Origin of the sequence: Pseudomonas sp. I3-I5 (assembly GCF_022699445.1) — a bacterium.
Taxonomy (GTDB): domain Bacteria; phylum Pseudomonadota; class Gammaproteobacteria; order Pseudomonadales; family Pseudomonadaceae; genus Aquipseudomonas; species Aquipseudomonas fulva.
Map to the genome: position 1 here is coordinate 4,758,573 of NZ_CP093940.1, position 18,703 is coordinate 4,777,275.

The following is an 18,703-nucleotide window of genomic DNA, read 5'->3' on the forward strand; positions in this document are numbered from 1 at the left end:
GGGGGCCGCATTTTAGCCTTTTATAACCGCTGTTCTTAGCATTTATTTTGCCTCTGACCAATCAGAACGCTATATGGCGACAGCTGGTCATCCCGATGGAACGCTCGCTCTTGTGCCCGGGTCACTAACTGGACAAGCCCGATCGGGCGCCCGAAGACTGATGAGGAAAGCCAACCATGCCCAGCAAGAACAAGGATGCGCCGAAGCACAGCGAGGCCGCAGGTACTCAGACCCCGGATCGGGCCAATACCAATGCCAAGTTGCAGAGCCTGGAAGCAGACCGCAGCGATGCCACCGGGCAGGCGCTGCGCACCAACCAGGGTGTGCGCATTTCGGACAACCAGAACACCTTGAAGGCCGGCGACCGCGGCCCCTCGCTGCTTGAAGACTTCATCATGCGCGAGAAAATCACCCATTTTGACCATGAGCGCATCCCGGAGCGGATCGTCCATGCACGAGGCACCGGTGCCCATGGTTATTTCCAGAGCTATGGCTGCCACGCCGAACTGACCAAGGCCGGTTTCCTGCAAGATCCGGAGAAGATCACCCCGGTATTTGTGCGCTTTTCCACCGTTCAGGGGCCGCGCGGCTCCGGTGACACGGTGCGCGACGTGCGCGGCTTTGCCGTGAAGTTCTATACCGATGAAGGCAACTTCGACCTGGTCGGCAACAACATGCCGGTGTTCTTTATCCAGGACGCCATCAAGTTCCCGGACTTCGTACACGCCGTCAAGCCCGAGCCGCATAACGAGATCCCCACCGGCGGTTCGGCCCACGACACCTTCTGGGACTTTGTCTCGTTGGTGCCTGAATCGGCGCACATGGTCGTCTGGGCCATGTCGGACCGCGCCATCCCACGCAGCCTGCGCATGATGGAAGGTTTCGGCGTGCACACCTTCCGTCTGGTCAACGCCGAAGGCGTGGCCCACTTCGTCAAGTTCCACTGGAAGCCCAGCGAGGGCGTGCATTCCGTGCTGTGGGACGAGGCGCAGAAACTGGCGGGCAAGGACACCGACTACCACCGTCGTGACCTGTGGGAAGCCATCGAAACCGGCGACTACCCGGAATGGGAACTCGGCGTGCAGATCGTGCCTGAGGCCGACGAGCACAAGTTCGACTTCGACCTGCTGGACCCGACCAAGATCATCCCTGAAGAGCTGGTCCCGGTCACCCCGCTGGGCAAGATGGTGCTCAATCGCAACCCGGACAACTTCTTCTCCGAGGTCGAGCAGATCGCTTTCTGCCCAGGCCACATCGTGCCGGGCATCGACTTCACCAATGACCCGTTACTGCAGGGTCGCCTGTTCTCCTACACCGATACTCAGATCAGCCGCCTGGGTGGCCCAAACTTCCACCAGATCCCGATCAATCGCCCGGTTGCCCCGAACCACAACAACCAGCGCGATGCGATGCACCAGCATATCGTGCACAAAGGCCGCGCCGCCTACGAGCCCAACTCCATCGACGGCGGCTGGCCGAAGGAAACCCCGCCCGGCCCACGCGACGGCGGTTTCGAGACGTATCAGGAGCGCGTCGATGCGCACAAGATTCGCCAGCGCAGCGACTCGTTCGGTGATCACTTCTCCCAGGCGCGCCTGTTCTTCCAGAGCATGAGCCCGACCGAGCAGCAGCACATCATCAAGGCCTACAGCTTCGAATTGGGCAAGGTTGAGCGTGAGCACATACGTGCACGCCAGGTGAATGAGATTCTCGCCAACATCGACCTGAAGCTGGCAGCAGCCGTGGCGGAAAACCTGGGCCTGCCAGCCCCTAAAGCCGGTACCGTCAAGGTCAAGGGCAGCCAGCTGGCCGAATCGCCAGCCTTGAGCCAGATGAACCATCCGGGCAAGGTCGGGATCAAGGGTCGCAAGATCGCTGTACTGATCGCCAACGGCGTGGATGCCGCCAGCGTCGACAAGATGGTCAAGGCCCTGGAGGCGCAGAGCGCTCGCCCCATGCTGCTGGGCCCGACCTCGGCGCCTGTGAAAGCCGCCAACGGTACGCAACTGCCGGTAGATGCCTCCATGGAAGGCATGCCGTCGATCATGTTCGATGGCATCGTTGTACCCGCTGGCAAGGCGTCCACCGATGCCATGGCGGCCAGTGGCCTGGCCAAGCACTTCCTGCTTGAGGGCTACAAGCATCTCAAGGCGATGGTGCTGACCCAGGAACTGCTTGCAACGCTGGGCCTGAAGGAAGACAAGGGTCTGCTGACCGGCGACGACCAGAAGGCCATGGACGCGTTCGTCAAGGCAGTGGAAGGGCATCGCGTGTGGGAGCGTGAAGCGGCTGCCGAAGCGGTTCCTGCTTAAACCCTCCGCGTGTCAGGGGCTGCATTGCAGCCCCTATCCACGGGCCTAGCGCTGGTGGGGTACCAGCACCACCTGAGCGGGCAACGCGCGCTGGATGTCGTGCTTTTGTTTCAGGTCGAAGGTGCTGTCGATCTTGCGAACACGCTTGGCCAGCAATGTCTTCAGCCACGGCGCATCCGCGCTGCGTGGCACCTGGAACACCACATCGCAACCATAATTGACCACGTCGGCGGCGATGTCATCGAGCTGCTGGCGCATGGCTTGGATGTCGGTGGTTTCCAACGCAATCACCGTACTGGGCGCACTGGGGTCGATCACTCGAGCCTTGGGTTTGGCTTCGGCAGCCTTGAGTGCGGCTTCGGCCTTGGCCAGCTCGGCCTTGCGCGCTTGTGAAACGGCATCACCGCCAGTGACCGCCGGTGCCTGTGGCATCAGTGCGCGCGCGCGCGCCAGGGCTGTGACCGCCGCATTCACGTCACCCTTCTGCAACATGATCTGGCTGCGTTGCAGGTAGGCTTCGGCCAGCTCGCGCTGGTATTGCTCGACGCGGCCATCGCCAGGCGACTGCGCTTGCAGGGAGACCAGTTGGTCTTCTGCGGTGGCCAGCTCGTTGCTGGCGATATTTTGTTGCAACTGCTGCCATGCATCAGGCTGGGCAGGCGTGCTGGCCTGTTCGACCGGTGCATGGGAGCACGCGGCAAGGAACAGGGAAAAGACGCCAACAAGCAGACAACGGGAGGCAAACGGCTTCATTCCTGCGGCTCTCTATTTGCGCAAAAAGCGAGCAAGTCTACACCCAGGTGCGCACGCTCGAAAACTGGTCTTACAGACCCTTTACTCCGCCGAAGGTTGCAAGGCAGGACTTGGACGCCTGTCGCTCACCGTTTGGGCAGGGCCAGACTCAGCAAGAATAGCACCGCAGCGCACACCACAATGGATGGACCGGCAGGCGTGTCCTTGAACCATGACAAGGCCAGCCCGCCGCAGACCGCTACCACGCCTATGACGCTGGCGCCTACGGCCATCTGCTCGGGAGAGCGCGCATGCCGCTGAGCGGCTGCCGCCGGAATGATCAGCAAAGAGGTGATCAGCAAGACGCCGACGATCTTCATGGCCACCGCGATGACCACGGCGATGAGCAGCATCAGCGCCATGCGCAACGCTGCAACCGGTAGCCCTTCGACCGTTGCCAGTTCTTCGTGGACGGTGACGGCGAGCAAGGGGCGCCACAAGACGGCGATCAGTACGAGTACCAGGGCGCTGCCGCCCAAAATCCAGGCAAGATCGGTCGGGCTGATGGCCAGCAGATCCCCGAACAGGTAAGCCATCAGGTCGATGCGCACGTCGTGCATGAAGCTCAGCACCACCAGGCCCAAGGACAAGGTACTGGGTGCCAGGATACCGAGCAGCGTGTCGGATGCCAGAGGCTGGCGTTGCTGCAAGGTCACCAGCAGAATCGCCAGCAACAGGCAGCCCACGGTGACGGCCAATGTGGGGCTGACATCCAGCACGAAGCCCAGGGCCACACCCAGCAAAGCAGCATGGGACAGGGTGTCGCCAAAGTAGGCCATGCGCCGCCAGACGACGAACGAGCCAAGGGGGCCAGCTACCAGCGCGAGGGACAGACCAGCGAGCAGGGCGTAGAGAAGAAAATCAGCCATGCTTGCAGTGCGCTCCGTGAACATGGGGGGCTGGGGCGACCACAGAACCGTGCAGGTCGTGACTGTGGTCATGATGATGGTGATAAATGGCCAGGCTGGGTGCGGTCTGGCCGAACAGTTCGACGAATGCCGGGTCACCGCTGACCTGTTCGGGATGACCGGAGCAGCACACATGGCGGTTCAGGCACACCACCTGATCGGTGGCACTCATGACCAGGTGCAGGTCGTGGGAAACCATCAATACGCCGCAACCCAGGCGGTCGCGCAGTCGGGTGATGAGGTTGTACAGCTCCGTTTGCCCTACTACGTCAACACCTTGCACCGGCTCGTCCAGCACCAGCAACTGCGGCTCTCGCAGCAGCGCACGGGCCAGCAGCACACGCTGCATTTCACCCCCGGACACAGTCTGGATGGGACTGTCGATCACGTGCTCGGCGCCGACCTCCTGAAGCGCCGACAGGGCCGCTGCGCGATCCACGCCAGGTACCAGGCGCAGAAAGCGCAGCACCGACAACGGCAGCGTGGCGTCGACCTGGATTTTTTGCGGCATGTAGCCAATGCGCAGCCGGGGTTTGCGCCATACCGAGCCGCGGTGTGGCTTGAGTAGCCCCAGCACGGCGCGGACCAGCGTGGTCTTGCCCGCTCCATTGGGCCCGATCAGGGTGACGATCTGGCCGGGTGCGACTGCCAAGTCGATGCTGTCGAGCACGGCCTCCCCGCCATAGGTGACGCCAACCTGCTCCAGGCGGATCAGCGCGTCGCTCATGCCGCGTCCTTGCAGTTGCTGCACACGCCCACGACCTCGACGGTCTGGTTCTCGACCGTGAAACCTACATGCCTGGCGCTGCCGACGATGGCATCGCTGATACTCGCCTGCTCCAGCTCAATGGCGATATGGCACAGTCGGCAAATGAGAAACTGCCCCTGGTGCGTATGCTCGGGATGGCTACAACCGATAAAGGCGTTGAGCGAAGCGATGCGGTGCACGAGACCGTTTTCCAGAAGGAAGTCCAGCGCGCGGTACACCGTTGGCGGCGCCGCGCGACGGCCATCCTGTTCGCTCAGCACCGCCAGGATGTCGTAGGCGCCCAACGGTTTGTGGCTCTGCCACACCAGCTCCAGTACCCGGCGGCGCAGCGCCGTCAGGCGCAGCCCTTGACGAGCGCACAGAGCGTCGGCTTCAGCCAGGGCGCTGTGCACGCAATGGGAGTGGTCATGAGGACGGGTGGCCAGCGGCGTAATGGACATGGGCAGCGACGATTCTGGATAGAGACGTTATTATGTTACCTGTTTCTGACGATTCGAGTACCTACTGTGGCCCGATTCCTTACCCTGTTTGTCGCTTTCATCGCATTTTCCGCCCACGCTGACGTGCATGTGCTGACCAGCATCAAGCCTCTGCAACAGATCGCCGCTGCTGTGCAGGAAGGCGTCGGCAGCCCTGAAGTGCTGTTGCCGCCGGGTGCCTCGCCTCACCATTACGCACTGCGTCCCTCGGACGTGCGCAGGGTCGCGGAGGCGGATTTGCTGTACTGGATAGGCCCGGACATGGAGGGCTTTTTGCCCAAGGTGCTGACCAGCCGCAGCAAGACGACCGTCGCGGTACAGTCGCTGCCGGGCATGAAGCTGCGTCACTTTGGCGAGGACAGCCATTCCCACGACGAAGACCACGACGACCATGACCATGATCACCGCCCAGGCAGCCTGGATGCGCACTTGTGGTTGTCTTCGGTGAACGCCCGGGTGATCGCCGGGAAAATGGCCGCCGATCTCGCCAGCGTGGACCCTGCCAATGCCGACCGCTACACGCGTAACCTGGCGACCTTCACCCAGCGCCTGGACGCGCTCGACACCCGCATCAAGGCTCGGGTGGCGGGTGTGGCCGGTAAGCCTTACTTCGTGTTCCACGAGGCCTTCGATTATTTCGAGGCTGAGTATGGCCTCAAGCATACCGGCGTGTTCAGCGTGGCGTCCGAAGTGCAGCCCGGCGCTCAGCACGTGGCCGCCATGCGTAAGCGGCTGCAGGAAGTGGGCAAGACTTGCGTCTTCAGCGAGCCGCCCTTGCGCCCCCGGCTGGCCGAAACCCTGACAGCCGGTCTGCCGGTGCGCCTGGCCGAGCTCGATGCGCTGGGTGGCACCGATCCGGTAGATGCGCAAGGCTACGAGCGATTGCTCGACAAGCTAGGGGGCGACCTGGCGAGCTGCCTGGAGCAGCTGTAAAGGTACGCTGCGGCTGCATATCTGGGTGGGCGCCCGGGGCAGCGCCTGATGCCTTCTGCCCCATGGGCAGGCGCACAGGGCCTGCCGCCAGGGTTTGGATCAGAGGGCGAACGGCAGCTTCACGGCCACCTGCTGGCGCTGCGCCAGGCGCACCTCGAACTCGCTTGGGTCGTGGATCATCACATCCATGCCAGCAAAGGACTCCGCTGCGATCAAGCGAGACAGCCAGAACCGCACGCAGGCAACGCGCAACATCTGTGGCCAGAGTTCGGCTTCGGCTGCTGTGAACGGCCGCAATGCGGCGTAGGCGGCAAGCAAGGCCTGGGCGCGCGGCACATCGATGCCGGCCTGCGCATCCAGGCACCAGTCGTTCAGGGTAATGGCAATGTCATACAGCATCGGCCCCGAGCAGGCGTTGTAGAAGTCGATGACCCCGGACAGATGGGTGCCCTCGAACATCACGTTGTCGCGGAACAGGTCGGCATGCAGGTTGGCCCGGGGCAGTGCCAGGATCTGCGCCTGATGGGCGGCGATTTCATCCAGCGCCGGTTGCAGCAGGCTCGCCTGCTCGGCGTTCAGGCGCGGCAGCAGTTCAGCCCCGGCGGCCAGCATCCACTCAAGGCCTCGGTCCGTGCGGCGCTCGATGATGTGTTCACGGGTGGCCAGGTGAATGTGTGCGAGCAGTTCACCGACCTGGGCACAATGCTGGGCATTGGGCGCCTTGATGTGTTTGCCCGAGAGCCTGGGTTGCAGCAACGCCGGTTTGCCGCACAGTTCGCGCAGGCCATGGCCGTCACGGTCACGAATGGCGTAGGGCACTGGCATCCGGGCCGTGTGCAGGGTATCGAGCAGCTCGATGAAGAACGGCATGTCCTCGCTGGGCCCACGCTCGATCAGCGTCAGCACGAACTCCCCCTGTTCGAGGCTGACGAAGAAGTTGCTGTTCTCGGTGCCGGCGGCGATACCCTGGAAATCGAGCAGGCGACCCAGCTCGTAAGGTGCCAGAAAGATTTCCAGCTCAGGCCGGGTCACGGGGGTGAAGACTGACATGATGAAAGATTGCCCATGCAGGCACTTCTGGCCGAAGTGCCGGGTTGATGTGAACGGTGCGCGTCAGATTACCACTCGAAGATCTTCCAGGACGGAATCAGCATGTCCGGCTGGTCGGAACGAATGAAATTGCCATCGGAGCCATCGGCGCGTACCAGAAAGTAAGGCTTGCCATGTTTGGGCGTGATCTTGATCGCATACAGGAAGCCGTTTTGGCGATATTCCTGGATGGTCTTGTCGCCTTCCGTGCGAATGGTCACCTCGGGATCGGCCGAGGGCGCGTCATCCGCCGCCAAGGTAACGACGGGCAGACCTGCCATCAGGCAGAGCAGTAACAGGCGATTGAGTGTACGCATGATAACCTAGTCCCTTTGTCGTCAATGATTCTGGCTATTCTAGCGCCGGACCCGTCGAAAAGGTTGATTCTGCTCATGAGCCAAGCGCCCCTCGTCCTCGTGGACGGTTCCTCCTACCTTTATCGCGCCTTCCATGCCTTGCCCCCGCTGACCACGTCCAAGGGCATGCCAACCGGTGCGGTGAAGGGTGTGCTCAACATGCTCAAGAGCCTGCGCAGGCAGTACCCGGACAGCTTGTTCGCCGTGGTGTTCGACGCCAAGGGCGGCACGTTCCGCGACACCCTGTTCGCCGACTACAAGGCCAACCGCCCCAGCATGCCTGACGATCTGCGGGTGCAGATCGAGCCGCTGCATGCCAGCGTCAAGGCCATGGGCTACCCACTGTTGTGCGTCGAAGGGGTCGAAGCTGACGATGTCATCGGTACCTTGGCACGCAGCAGCGCGGCGCTGGACCGGCCGGTCATCATTTCCACCGGCGACAAGGACATGGCGCAACTGGTCGACGGGCACATTACCCTGGTCAACACCATGACCGGTAGCGTGCTGGACGTGGCTGGCGTGCACGAGAAATTCGGGGTCGGCCCCGAGCACATCATCGACTTCCTGGCGCTGATGGGCGACAAGGTGGACAACATTCCAGGTGTGCCAGGTGTGGGTGAAAAGACCGCCGTCGGGCTGTTGACCGGGATCGGCGGGGGGCTCAGCGACCTGTACGCGAACCTGGACAAGGTGCCTGCGCTGCCTATTCGAGGCGCCAAGAGCCTGCCCGCCAAGCTTGAAGAACACCGTGAAGCGGCTTTCATGTCGTACGAGCTGGCCACCATCAAGATCGATGTGCCGCTGGACATCGAAGTCGATGCGCTGGTGTGCGGCGAACCAGACCGCGAGGCGCTGCTGGCGCTGTATACCGAAATGGAGTTCAAGAGCTGGATTGCCGACCTGCAGCGCGATGCGGCTCGGGAAGGGGACCAGTTGCCCCCGGTAGAGGCCCCGGCGGCCATGGTCGAGGCCCGCTATGAAACCATCCTTGACCAGGACCGCTTCGACGCCTGGCTCGAGAAGCTGCGCCAGGCACCGCTGTTCGCGTTCGATACCGAAACCACCGGCCTCGATGCGCAGCGCGCCCAGCTGGTAGGGATTTCCTTCGCCGTTGAGCCCCATGAAGCGGCCTACGTCCCCTTGATGCACGACTACGAAGGCGCCCCTGCCCAGTTGGACCGTGAGGCCGTTCTGCTCGCGCTCAAGCCCTTGTTGGAGGACCCGGCAAAAGCCAAGGTCGGCCAGAACGCCAAGTACGACATCAACATCTTTGCCAATGGTTCTCCCGCGATCCAGGTGCAGGGGGTGGCCTATGACACCATGCTCGAATCGTACGTGTTCAACTCGACCGGCACGCGGCACGACATGGACAGCCTGGCGCAAAAGTACCTTGGGCATACCACCATTGCGTTCGAGGACATTGCAGGCAAAGGTGCCAAGCAGCTGACCTTCAACCAGATCCATCTGGACAAGGCCGGCCCCTACGCGGCTGAAGATGCCGACATCACCCTGCGCCTGCACCAGGCATTGCAGGCGCACATGGCCAAGACCCCCAGTGTGCAGCCGGTGCTCACGGACATCGAAATGCCGCTGGTGCCGGTGCTGGCCAAGATCGAGCGCCAGGGCGCGTTGGTCGATGCGGCGCTGTTGCACGTCCAGAGCGGCGAGCTGGGTGTGAAGATGGCCGAGCTGGAACAGCGGGCCTTCGAACTGGCTGGTGAGGAATTCAACCTGGGTTCGCCCAAGCAGCTGGGCGCGATCCTGTACGACAAGCTGGGCATGCCGGTGATCAGCAAGACGGCCAAGGGCCAGCCATCGACGGCAGAAGCTGTGCTGGACGAGCTGGCCGAGCAAGGGTACCCACTGCCTGAAGTGCTGATGCAGTACCGCAGCCTGAGCAAGCTCAAGAGCACCTACACCGACAAGCTGCCGGGGCAGATCAACCCTCGCACGGGGCGAATCCACACGTCGTACCAGCAGGCAGTGGCGGCCACGGGCCGGTTGTCGTCCAGTGACCCGAACTTGCAGAACATTCCGATCCGCACGGCCGAAGGCCGGCGAATCCGCCAGGCCTTCATCGCAAGCCCTGGCTACAAGCTGCTGGCCGCCGACTATTCCCAGATCGAGCTGCGCATCATGGCGCACCTGGCCAAGGACGAAGGCTTGCTGCACGCGTTCCAGAACGATCTGGACGTGCACCGGGCGACGGCGGCCGAAGTATTCGGCGTTGCGCTCGAACAGGTCACCCATGACCAGCGGCGCAGCGCCAAGGCGATCAACTTCGGGCTGATCTACGGCATGAGCGCCTTTGGTCTCGCCAAGCAGATCGGGGTGGACCGCAAGCAGTCCCAGGATTACATCGATCGTTACTTCACACGCTATCCAGGGGTGTTGGCCTACATGGAGCGTACCCGTGCCCAGGCCGCAGAGCAGGGGTTCGTGGAAACCCTGTTCGGTCGCCGGCTCTACCTGCCTGATATCAACGCCAAGAACCCAGCCTTGCGCCGGGGAGCCGAGCGCACGGCGATCAACGCGCCGATGCAGGGTACGGCTGCCGACATCATCAAGCGCGCCATGGTCAATGTGGACAACTGGCTGACCGAAAGCGCACTGGATGCGCGGGTGATCCTGCAGGTGCACGACGAACTTGTTCTTGAGGTGCGCGAAGACCTCGTGGATCTGGTGAAAGATGAAATTCGAAAGCACATGAGTCAGGCGGCGCAACTGGACGTGCCGTTGCTGGTCGAGGCCGGTGTGGGCGCAAACTGGGACGAAGCCCACTGATTGCGCGGGCCAAGGGGCGTTGTGGTGCGGTTTGCCGCCACAGTCGCCCTGGCCTGTCACAACCGGTTTCATGAAACTCTCGCAAATAGTTCCAGGCCCCAGGAACTAAAGCAGTGAACTGCAACTCAGAGTACCTGAATGGCTGGTGAAGCCGTTCGATGCTCCTATGTTGTGTTAAGTGTTGGCAGATATCCGGACCCCGCCCTAGCGGTCCGGGCTTGGACCCCGAACTTCCCCCTCCCCATACGAAGTCCGGGGTTTTTTTTGCCTGAAATTTGCCTGGCGCGGGCCTTGGCCCTCAGGCGACAGGCTTGTCTTCGAGCTCCATCCAGTCGGCCAGCACGCGGTAGGCGTCTTCAAGGCCCAGGCGCTTGGGGGCCGAGAACAGTTGGATGGTCACGCCTTCGCCCCAGCCTTTCCTGATCTCCGATTGCACCTTGAGCAAGGTGTTCTTGGCGGCGCCATGGGTGAGCTTGTCGGCCTTGGTCAGCAAGATATGCATGGGCATGCCGCTGGCCTTGGCCCAATCGAGCATCATCTTGTCGAAATCCGTCATCGGGTGGCGGACATCCATCATCAGGATCACGCCACGCAGGCATTCGCGGCTGCCCAGGTAAGCTTCCAGGTGGCGCTGCCAGTGCTGCTTGAGGGGGATGGGCACCTTGGCGTAGCCGTAGCCCGGTAAGTCGACCAGGCGGCGTTCGTCATCCAGGCTGAAGAAGTTCAGCAACTGGGTGCGGCCGGGCGTTTTCGAGGTGCGGGCCAGGCTGGCGTGGGTCAGCGTATTCAGCGCGCTGGATTTACCGGCGTTGGAGCGGCCGGCGAAGGCCACCTCGTAACCCTGGTCGTCCGGGCATTGTTCGACCTTGGCAGCGCTGAGGGCGAATTTGGCTTTCTGGCACAGGCCGAGGATGGGGTTCTTGACTTGCATGGGATATCCGATGTGGTGATGCCAGCCCCCTGTTGAGCGGGGCCTGGCAAGCGGTGTCGTTTCCGTTTGGGTGGCGGAAGTATATAATGCCCCAGTTTTTGTGTGCTCTTTCTCCCGGCTTTGGGGAACGAGCATGGGGTGTCGAACATGAGCTTGCGCATTAGAACGCAGCGCGGCCCCCAACCCTGAACGTCATGGCGCAATACGCAATGGCCGCTTGCTGTCGGTCTGTTCCTGCCGGTTTTCAGCGCACAGGCTACACAGGATTCCGAGGTGTTGTACAACCGCGTGTGCGCGGCGGGTACAGCGAACGCCTGCTCCATGAGCCCAGAGGGGCGATCGGGCAACCTGAATCCTGATCTGGCGCAATGCACGAATATCTCGGCACGGCACAATGCTCAGGGTTTCAAGGCTATGCCGCCGCGTGGATTGTGCATGGACTGCAGTGCCGAGGACTACCGTCTGGTCATCCTTTGGATGAATGGCAGTCCCGATACATAACATTTCACCCCTAGCCGTGTTGGATTAGCTGATGAACAAACTAGTCGTGAGTCTGCTGTTGAGCCTGGGTGTCGCAGGTGCGGCCACTGCTGCGCAGCCCGTCAAAGGCGATGCCGCCGCAGGTCAGGCCAAGACGGCCGTCTGCGGGGCCTGCCACAACCCAGATGGCAATAGCCTGGCACCGAACTTCCCCAAGCTGGCAGGTCAAGGCCAGCGCTACCTCGAAAAACAAATGCACGATATCAAGTCCGGCAAACGCGTCGTGCTGGAGATGACCGGCATGCTGGCCGGTTTCAACGACCAGGACCTGGCCGACATTGCGGCATATTTCGCTAGCCAGAAAGGCAGCGTGGGCGCGGCCGACCCTGCGCTGGTCGAGCGCGGGCGTGCGCTGTTCAACGGTGGCGACCTGGACAAGGGCATGCCGGCCTGCACGGGCTGCCACTCGCCTGACGGGGCGGGTATCGCACTGGCCGGGTTCCCTCACCTGAGCGGGCAGCATGCCCAGTACGTGAGCAAGCAGCTGACGGACTTCCGTGAAGGCAATCGCACCAACGATGGGGATGCCATGACCATGCGCACCATCGCCGGGAAGCTCAGTAACCATGACATCGAGGCATTGGCCAGCTACATCCAGGGCCTGCATTAATGCCCGGTTAATGTTCAAAGCCAAAGATGAAAGGGCGGCGCGGCTGCCCTTTTTTTCGTCCGCAGCCGTTACACTACAGAACTAGAGCCCTTCCCGGCCTGTCTCAATCCAGGTCGTGCCGTGGCGACCCATGACTGCTCAGGAGTAAAGCATGCGTAAACTGATTCTCAGCGCTGCGCTGGTCGCTGCCAGCGTACTTGGTATGACTTCCGTTCAGGCCGCAGAGCCTGTAGCCGGCAAGGAGTATGTCGAGCTGAGCAACCCGGTTCCGGTTTCCGTGCCTGGCAAGATCGAAGTGGTCGAGTTGTTCTGGTATGGCTGCCCGCATTGCTATCACTTCGAGCCTGTCATCAACCCGTGGGTCGACAAGCTGCCCGAGGACGTCAACTTCAAGCGTGTGCCTGCCATGTTCGGTGGCCCTTGGGATGCCCATGGCCAGTTGTTCCTGACTCTGGAAGCGATGGGCGTCGAGCACAAGGTGCACGCGGCGGTATTCGACGCCATCCAGAACCAGCACAAGCGCCTGACAGACCCAGAAGACATGGCCGATTTCCTGGCAACGCAGGGAGTGGACAAGGCCAAGTTCCTGGCCACCTACAACTCGTTCGCCATCAAGGGCCAGGTCAACCAGGCGAAAGAACTGGCCAAGAAGTATGAAATCACTGGCGTTCCCAGCATGGTGGTCAACGGTAAGTACCGCTTCGACCTGGGCACCGCTGGCGGACCAGAGGGCGTCCTCAACGTGGCCGACCAGCTGATCGACAAGGAGCGCGCTGCCAAATAGGCAGCGCACCCATGCCTCGCCTACGGGTCACGCGCGGCGTTGCCCAGCCCCAGCCGCAGGTCAATGAGCATCACCTGCAAGCCCCCGGCTTGCCAGAAGATGGTCGTCTGCGGCTGCTCAGCTTCAACATCCAGGTGGGCATTAGTACCGAGCGCTATCGGCATTACCTGACGCGCAGCTGGCAGCACCTGCTGCCGCACACTGGCCGAGCCAGCAACTTGCAGAAAATCGGTAAGTTGCTTGGGGACTTCGATCTGGTGGCCCTGCAAGAGGCGGATGGGGGCAGCTTGCGCTCGGGCTATGTCAATCAGGTCGAGCATCTGGCCCAACTGGGTGCCTTCCCCTATTGGTACCAACAGCTCAATCGCAACCTTGGGCGCTTCGCTCAGCACAGTAATGGCGTACTCAGTCGCTTGAAGCCTCACCAACTCGAGGATCACCCACTGCCTGGCCCAGCAGGGCGCGGGGCTATCCTGGTGCGCTTCGGCGAGGGTGAGGATGCGCTGATTGTAGTCATGATGCACTTGGCCTTGGGCGCCAAGACCCGTGCACTGCAGCTGGCCTACATCCGCGAACTGATCGGCGGGTATCGCCATCAGGTGTTGATGGGGGACATGAACACCCATGCTACCGACCTGCTCGAGCATTCACCGTTGCGCGACCTTGGCCTGATTGCGCCTCAGGTGGAGGCCACCTTCCCCAGTTGGCGACCACAGCGCTGCCTGGACCATATCCTGCTCAGCCCGAGCCTTACCCTGGAAAGGGTCGAGGTGCTGGCCCAGCCGATTTCCGACCATCTTCCTGTGGCCGTCGAGATCCGATTGCCTGATGCATTGACTGTGGATACGCTGCCGGCCTTGAGCTGAATCAACTGACGCCTCGCTTGCCCTCAAGTGTCCCGGGCACGCGCCGACAGTGTGTATCAGACAGCCCCAGTTGTATCACCCGTGCGGACACAGGCATGACCGAAGAAGCCGAGCGCTGGAAAGAAAAATACCTGATAAGCATTGAGCAACAGGAGAAGCTCGAACGTCGCTGGGAGGCGCGACTGGACTTGCTGCGCCGAGGCCTGGTTCGCAGTACGTTAGCCGCTGAGGGCAGCGACAAGGTCGTCGACCAGTGCATGAAGGAAATGCGCGAGGTCATTCGCAGTGACAATATGGATGCCGGGCTTGCCGGCCTTATCCCCCGTCTTGAAAAAGCGGTACTGGAGTCTGAGCAGCGCCGCGAAACCCGCATGAACCAAGTGGGCGATGCGCTGACGGCACTGGTCGATCAGTTGCAAGGCCTGCCGTTGACCAGCGATGTCTCCAGGCCGTTGAAGAAGCTTGCCAAGCGGCTGGAGGCCGGTGTCACCCAGTCTCGCGATCTGCCGCCGCTGCTGGGGGAACTCAGTGGGCTGCAAGGGCGTGCGCTGGCCGCGCTGGACAGGCCCGAAGCCAGTTCGCGGGGCGGCTTTTTGCAGCGGTTGTTCAAAGGTCGCGATGACCTGGCGCCTGTCGAGGCCGCCAGCGAGCAGGCGCCGGGCCTCGTCCCTGCTGCCTCGCAGCCCCTGGTTCAGGAAGCGTCCATTGTCCCTCAGCACGATGGGCATGAGGACAGCGATGCGTCCCCGTCACTGATCGAGTCTGAACAAATGTCGGGTGGCGAGCCGCCGCCCGTGCCCCCGGCTCCTGGTCCGGCAATGGACGTGCCATTGCAAAGTGGGGGTGAGGATGATTCGACCCCTTTGGCTGATGTCCCATTGTCTGACCAAGAGGCCTATGCCCTGCCCTACGCAGTCGAGCCGCCATACAGCCAGGTGGCCGCCCATATCGAGCAGACGCTGCTCGGTCTGCTGGATGACCTGAGCCTGCCGGACCGCCACAAGGCGCAGGCGCAGGCGATGCGCGAACGGGTGGCGCGCGGCATGAACTGGTACGAGTTGATTCCGGTGCTGGATGATCTTGCCGTGTTGTTGCTGGCGATCACCGACAGCGGCCAGCATGAGTTCGAAACCTATCTGCAATTGCTCAATGAGCGGCTCGAGGGTTTCCACGGCCACTTGCAGGCCGCCAGCGCAGGTCACGCCGACAACAGCAGTGCGGCACGCGAACTGGATACGCAATTGCGTGAGCAGGTGGACGGGCTGCAAACCGACATGCAAGGCGCCGCAGACGTATCGAGCTTGAAGCACCTGCTCGAAAGCCGGCTCGAAGGCTTGCTGATGACGATGGACCAGCACCAGCACGAGCGCGATCGCCGCGAGCAGGCGCTGGCTGGGCGTCTGCAGGGGCTGTCCGAGCGCGTGGCCAGCATGGAGCAGGAAGCGCTGGGTTACCGTGAGCACCTGGAGGAGCAGCGGCAGAAGGCGTTGCTCGACCCACTGACCGGCTTGCCCAATCGTGCGGCCTGGAGCGAGCAAATCGAGCGCGAGATGCAGCGCTGGCAGGAAAACGGCGGCGACTTGGCCATGGCGATTCTGGACCTGGATCATTTCAAGCAGATCAACGACGGCTATGGGCATCTGGCCGGTGACAAGGTACTGAAGATCGTGGCCGATCAGTTGCGCAAACGGCTGCGGGGCCAGGATTTCATTGCCCGCTTCGGGGGCGAGGAGTTCGTGCTGCTGCTGCCCGACACCTCGCCGGCAGACGCGTTACAGGTCGTCGAAACGATGCGCCTTGCCGTAGAGGCCTGCCCGTTTCACTTCAAGGGGGAGCGGGTGGTGGTATCCACGTCCATCGGGCTGAGCGCGTTCAGGCCTGGCGAGGTGGCCGATCAGGTGCTCAAGCGTGCCGACGCAGCGCTTTACCGTGCCAAGCAACGGGGGCGCAACTGCGTGGAGCAGCACTGACCGAGCGCCTGGCAAGGGCGAGCGCAGATGCGGGGAGAGCGTTATACTGTAGCGCTCATTCGCTGAGGCCACTGCCGTGCTTTCCACGCTGAAAAAATCACTGATCACCCTGCTGCTGCTGACTGTCGCCGGTTGCTCCACGGGCTTGCGCATCGACCGCAGCCACCCGTCAGCCAACCAAGACAACCGCATTCAGTTCGTGGTGCTGCACTATACCAATGCTTCACTGGAGCGCTCGTTGGCGTTGCTGACCCATGGCGAGGTCAGCAGCCACTACCTGATCGGTGATGGCCCCGCAACTGTCTACCAATTGGTGGATGAAAGCAGGCGGGCCTGGCACGCTGGCGACAGCCAGTGGCAAGGCAGAACCTGGTTGAATTCATCGTCCATCGGTATCGAGATCGTCAACGCTGGCTTTACCGATACGCCTGCCGGGCGGGTATGGCACCCCTACAGCGAAGCGCAGATCCAGTCGCTGATCGCGCTGCTCAAGGATATCGTCAAGCGTAATGGCATCGAGCCTCGGCACATCATTGGCCATAGCGACATCGCCCCACTGCGCAAGCAGGACCCCGGCCCGCTGTTCCCGTGGAAACGTTTGGCCGACGCCGGCCTGGGTGTGTGGCCTGACGCCTCTAGCGTGGCTCGCCAGCAGGCCTACTTCGAGGTCAATCCTCCTACGGTTGGATGGTACCAGCAGGCGCTTGCCCGATTTGGCTACGGCATCGAGCAGACGGGCGTGCTCGATGTCCAGACTCGGCACGTGATCGCGGCGTTCCAGATGCGCTTCCGACCTCAACGCTTCGACGGCCAGCCCGATGCGCAGACGGCCGCCATGCTCGAGGTGCTCAACCGCATGCGGTAAAGCGTTGACGGCTGCCGTTTGGTCCTCGCGCAAGCGAAGCGCTAAACGGCAAAGGTAATTGTCCATTGAGTTGCTATACCTTGGTAATCAACTGGATGCCTTCGATGCCTGATCGCCTAGCGGCCTTGCGCCAATTTTTCTACCGCCCCTGGATGCTTGCCGCTTTGGCGGCAATCGCCAGTGCCGCCCTATTGCTAACCGCCAGCATCGCCATTGCGTTGCAGCAGATGAAGCAAAGTGAAAGCGAACAGATGAATGCTCAGGGCGAGCGTTTTCTGGAACGACTGGAACAGGTATTCGGGCAGTTGCGCGAAGGTGTGGACTTATTGGAGACGCAACCTTTGCGTGGCTGCGGCCCCGCCATGCTGACGGCCTTGCAGCAGATCGGCTTGAGTTCACGGTTCATCTACGAGGCGGCCTATGTCGACGGTAATGTTGCCTGCTCGAACCGAGGTGACGAGCGGGCTTTCGTGCCGCTGCGCCCGCCAGACATCAAGGGGCCGGTCTACAGCTACTGGCTCAACACCACCACCGAGCCCGACGAAAACCTTGCCGCCCTGATGTTGGGGCGTGGCCGGTTTCTGGTGTCCACGTCCCGTGGGCATCTGACCGATGTAGTGGATTTGCCTCCGGGCGGGAGCTTGTTGGTCGTGCTGGACAACGGTGCTCGGGCGATCCCGGTGCTGGGCCCGCCCCAGGTGTGGCCACCGCCTTCTGTGTGGTCGACCAGTCACAAAACGTTGCTGGAGTTCAGCGATCGTCTCATCTATCGCATGCCCACCAAGTCTCCTGATTACCAGTTGGTTCTGATCGCACCACGCGCAAGTCTCCCCCTGCGCATGAATGGCGCCCTGTGGCTGCTCTTTCCAGGCAGCGTACTGGGAGCTTGTTGCATTGGCTGGCTGGTCCTGCAATTGGCTCAACAGCGACGCTCCATGAGCTCGGAGCTTCAGCAAGCGCTGAGTCGTGGCCAGCTGCAAGTGCTCTACCAGCCGATTTTCGAGCTCGACAGCAGGCGCTGTGTCGGCGCCGAGGCATTGGTGCGCTGGCGTCGTCCCGATGGCAGCCTGACCAGCCCTGAGCTGTTCATACCGCTGGCCGAGAATACCGGGCAGATCCGTGAAATCACCGACTTCGTCCTGCGACGCGTCCTCGAGCAACTCGGCCCTTTGTTGCGCTCAAGGCCCATGCTCTACATCTCGGTGAACCTGGCGGCGTGCGACGTGATGGTTCCGCGTGTTGGGGAGGTGGCGGCGCGCCTGCTGGCGCTGCATCGGGTGGCCCCGAGGCAGATCGCCTTCGAGGTGACCGAACGGGGCCTGATCGATGTGGTGGTGGCGCGCGAAAACCTGCAAGCGTTGCGCGCCGAGGGCCATCAAGTGCTGATCGACGATTTCGGCACGGGTTATTGCAGCCTGGCCTACCTTCAGACCTTGCCCGTGGATTGCCTGAAAATCGACAAGGCATTCATCGATGCGCTGGGCCACGATGCCGCCAGCAGCGGCGTGGCGCCCCATATCATCCGCATGGCCCACGACCTGCATCTACGGGTGATCGCCGAAGGTATCGAGCGTGAGGACCAGGCGCTGCTGCTGCTTGGCGAAGGCGTGAAGTACGGCCAGGGCTGGCTGTTCGCCAAGGCCCTGACGGCCCGGCAGTTTGCCGAGCTGGTCACGCGGGATAAGTTGCCACGGGGCAGACAGGCCTGACAGGCC

The 18,703-nt window shown here is 62.2% G+C and carries 17 protein-coding genes; 10 read left to right on the forward strand and 7 right to left on the reverse strand.

The window, feature by feature from the left end:
* Positions 1 to 176 precede the first annotated feature (176 nt).
* Entirely contained in the window at positions 177 to 2,312 is a 2,136-nt protein-coding gene (gene katE, locus MOP87_RS21435; protein WP_242809969.1) for a catalase HPII, read from the forward strand.
* Between the two features lie 45 nt (positions 2,313 to 2,357).
* On the opposite strand, the gene MOP87_RS21440 is transcribed toward katE, so the two are convergent.
* The 4 genes from MOP87_RS21440 to zur all read right to left on the reverse strand — a co-directional run bounded on the left by MOP87_RS21440 (position 2,358) and on the right by zur (position 5,221).
* Positions 2,358 to 3,065 carry a PA5502 family lipoprotein gene (locus tag MOP87_RS21440; RefSeq protein ID WP_027913243.1) on the reverse strand — a complete coding sequence of 236 codons (708 nt, stop codon included), beginning with the start codon at positions 3,063 to 3,065 and terminating at the stop codon, positions 2,358 to 2,360.
* A gap of 125 nt (positions 3,066 to 3,190) precedes the next feature.
* Positions 3,191 to 3,973: a zinc ABC transporter permease subunit ZnuB gene (znuB, locus tag MOP87_RS21445; protein ID WP_027913242.1), complete on the reverse strand. Its 783-nt coding sequence runs from the start codon at positions 3,971 to 3,973 to the stop codon at positions 3,191 to 3,193.
* The gene (znuC, locus tag MOP87_RS21450) at positions 3,966 to 4,739 is read right to left on the reverse strand and encodes a zinc ABC transporter ATP-binding protein ZnuC (protein ID WP_027913241.1); all 774 of its coding nucleotides are present in this window, start codon (positions 4,737 to 4,739) and stop codon (positions 3,966 to 3,968) included. The genes znuB and znuC overlap by 8 nt, the downstream gene beginning before the upstream one ends.
* A complete protein-coding gene (gene zur / locus MOP87_RS21455) occupies positions 4,736 to 5,221 on the reverse strand; it encodes a zinc uptake transcriptional repressor Zur (RefSeq protein WP_027913240.1) in 486 nt (161 codons plus the stop codon). The genes znuC and zur overlap by 4 nt, the downstream gene beginning before the upstream one ends.
* 66 nt (positions 5,222 to 5,287) lie before the next feature.
* Here zur and MOP87_RS21460 point away from each other — a divergent pair, with 66 nt between their 5' ends.
* Positions 5,288 to 6,193, forward strand: a complete 906-nt coding sequence (locus tag MOP87_RS21460; RefSeq protein ID WP_027913239.1) for a zinc ABC transporter substrate-binding protein ZnuA — start codon at positions 5,288 to 5,290, stop codon at positions 6,191 to 6,193.
* Positions 6,194 to 6,292: 99 nt separating this feature from the next.
* Here the strand turns inward: MOP87_RS21460 and MOP87_RS21465 are convergent, their stop codons facing one another.
* Both MOP87_RS21465 and MOP87_RS21470 read right to left on the reverse strand, forming a co-directional pair.
* Positions 6,293 to 7,243 (reverse strand): homoserine kinase, encoded by a 951-nt coding sequence (locus MOP87_RS21465; protein WP_104925679.1) that lies wholly within the window; start codon positions 7,241 to 7,243, stop codon positions 6,293 to 6,295.
* 68 nt (positions 7,244 to 7,311) lie between these two features.
* Positions 7,312 to 7,599 carry a DUF2782 domain-containing protein gene (locus MOP87_RS21470; RefSeq protein ID WP_027913237.1) on the reverse strand — a complete coding sequence of 96 codons (288 nt, stop codon included), beginning with the start codon at positions 7,597 to 7,599 and terminating at the stop codon, positions 7,312 to 7,314.
* Between the two features lie 75 nt (positions 7,600 to 7,674).
* On the opposite strand from MOP87_RS21470, the gene polA reads away from it, so the two are divergent.
* A complete protein-coding gene (gene polA / locus MOP87_RS21475) occupies positions 7,675 to 10,422 on the forward strand; it encodes a DNA polymerase I (protein ID WP_242809970.1) in 2,748 nt (915 codons plus the stop codon).
* A gap of 298 nt (positions 10,423 to 10,720) precedes the next feature.
* On the opposite strand, the gene yihA is transcribed toward polA, so the two are convergent.
* Complete coding sequence (gene yihA / locus MOP87_RS21480; RefSeq protein ID WP_027913235.1) at positions 10,721 to 11,353, reverse strand: ribosome biogenesis GTP-binding protein YihA/YsxC; 633 nt, start codon at positions 11,351 to 11,353, stop codon at positions 10,721 to 10,723.
* 228 nt (positions 11,354 to 11,581) lie between these two features.
* On the opposite strand from yihA, the gene MOP87_RS21485 reads away from it, so the two are divergent.
* The 7 genes from MOP87_RS21485 to MOP87_RS21515 all read left to right on the forward strand — a co-directional run bounded on the left by MOP87_RS21485 (position 11,582) and on the right by MOP87_RS21515 (position 18,697).
* A complete protein-coding gene (locus MOP87_RS21485; RefSeq protein WP_242810561.1) occupies positions 11,582 to 11,854 on the forward strand; it encodes a cytochrome c5 family protein in 273 nt (90 codons plus the stop codon).
* A gap of 31 nt (positions 11,855 to 11,885) precedes the next feature.
* Entirely contained in the window at positions 11,886 to 12,503 is a 618-nt protein-coding gene (locus MOP87_RS21490) for a c-type cytochrome (protein ID WP_023532830.1), read from the forward strand.
* A 151-nt stretch (positions 12,504 to 12,654) separates the two neighbouring features.
* Positions 12,655 to 13,287, forward strand: a complete 633-nt coding sequence (gene dsbA / locus MOP87_RS21495) for a thiol:disulfide interchange protein DsbA (protein ID WP_242809971.1) — start codon at positions 12,655 to 12,657, stop codon at positions 13,285 to 13,287.
* 11 nt (positions 13,288 to 13,298) lie between these two features.
* Positions 13,299 to 14,153, forward strand: coding sequence for an endonuclease/exonuclease/phosphatase family protein (locus MOP87_RS21500; RefSeq protein ID WP_242809972.1), 855 nt, complete (start codon positions 13,299 to 13,301; stop codon positions 14,151 to 14,153).
* Positions 14,154 to 14,248: 95 nt separating this feature from the next.
* On the forward strand, positions 14,249 to 16,123 hold the full coding sequence (locus MOP87_RS21505; protein WP_111475826.1) for a GGDEF domain-containing protein: 1,875 nt from the start codon (positions 14,249 to 14,251) through the stop codon (positions 16,121 to 16,123).
* Positions 16,124 to 16,199: 76 nt separating this feature from the next.
* Positions 16,200 to 16,988, forward strand: coding sequence for an N-acetylmuramoyl-L-alanine amidase (locus MOP87_RS21510; RefSeq protein WP_242809973.1), 789 nt, complete (start codon positions 16,200 to 16,202; stop codon positions 16,986 to 16,988).
* A 104-nt stretch (positions 16,989 to 17,092) separates the two neighbouring features.
* The gene (locus MOP87_RS21515) at positions 17,093 to 18,697 is read left to right on the forward strand and encodes an EAL domain-containing protein (RefSeq protein WP_027913229.1); all 1,605 of its coding nucleotides are present in this window, start codon (positions 17,093 to 17,095) and stop codon (positions 18,695 to 18,697) included.
* Positions 18,698 to 18,703 lie beyond the last annotated feature (6 nt).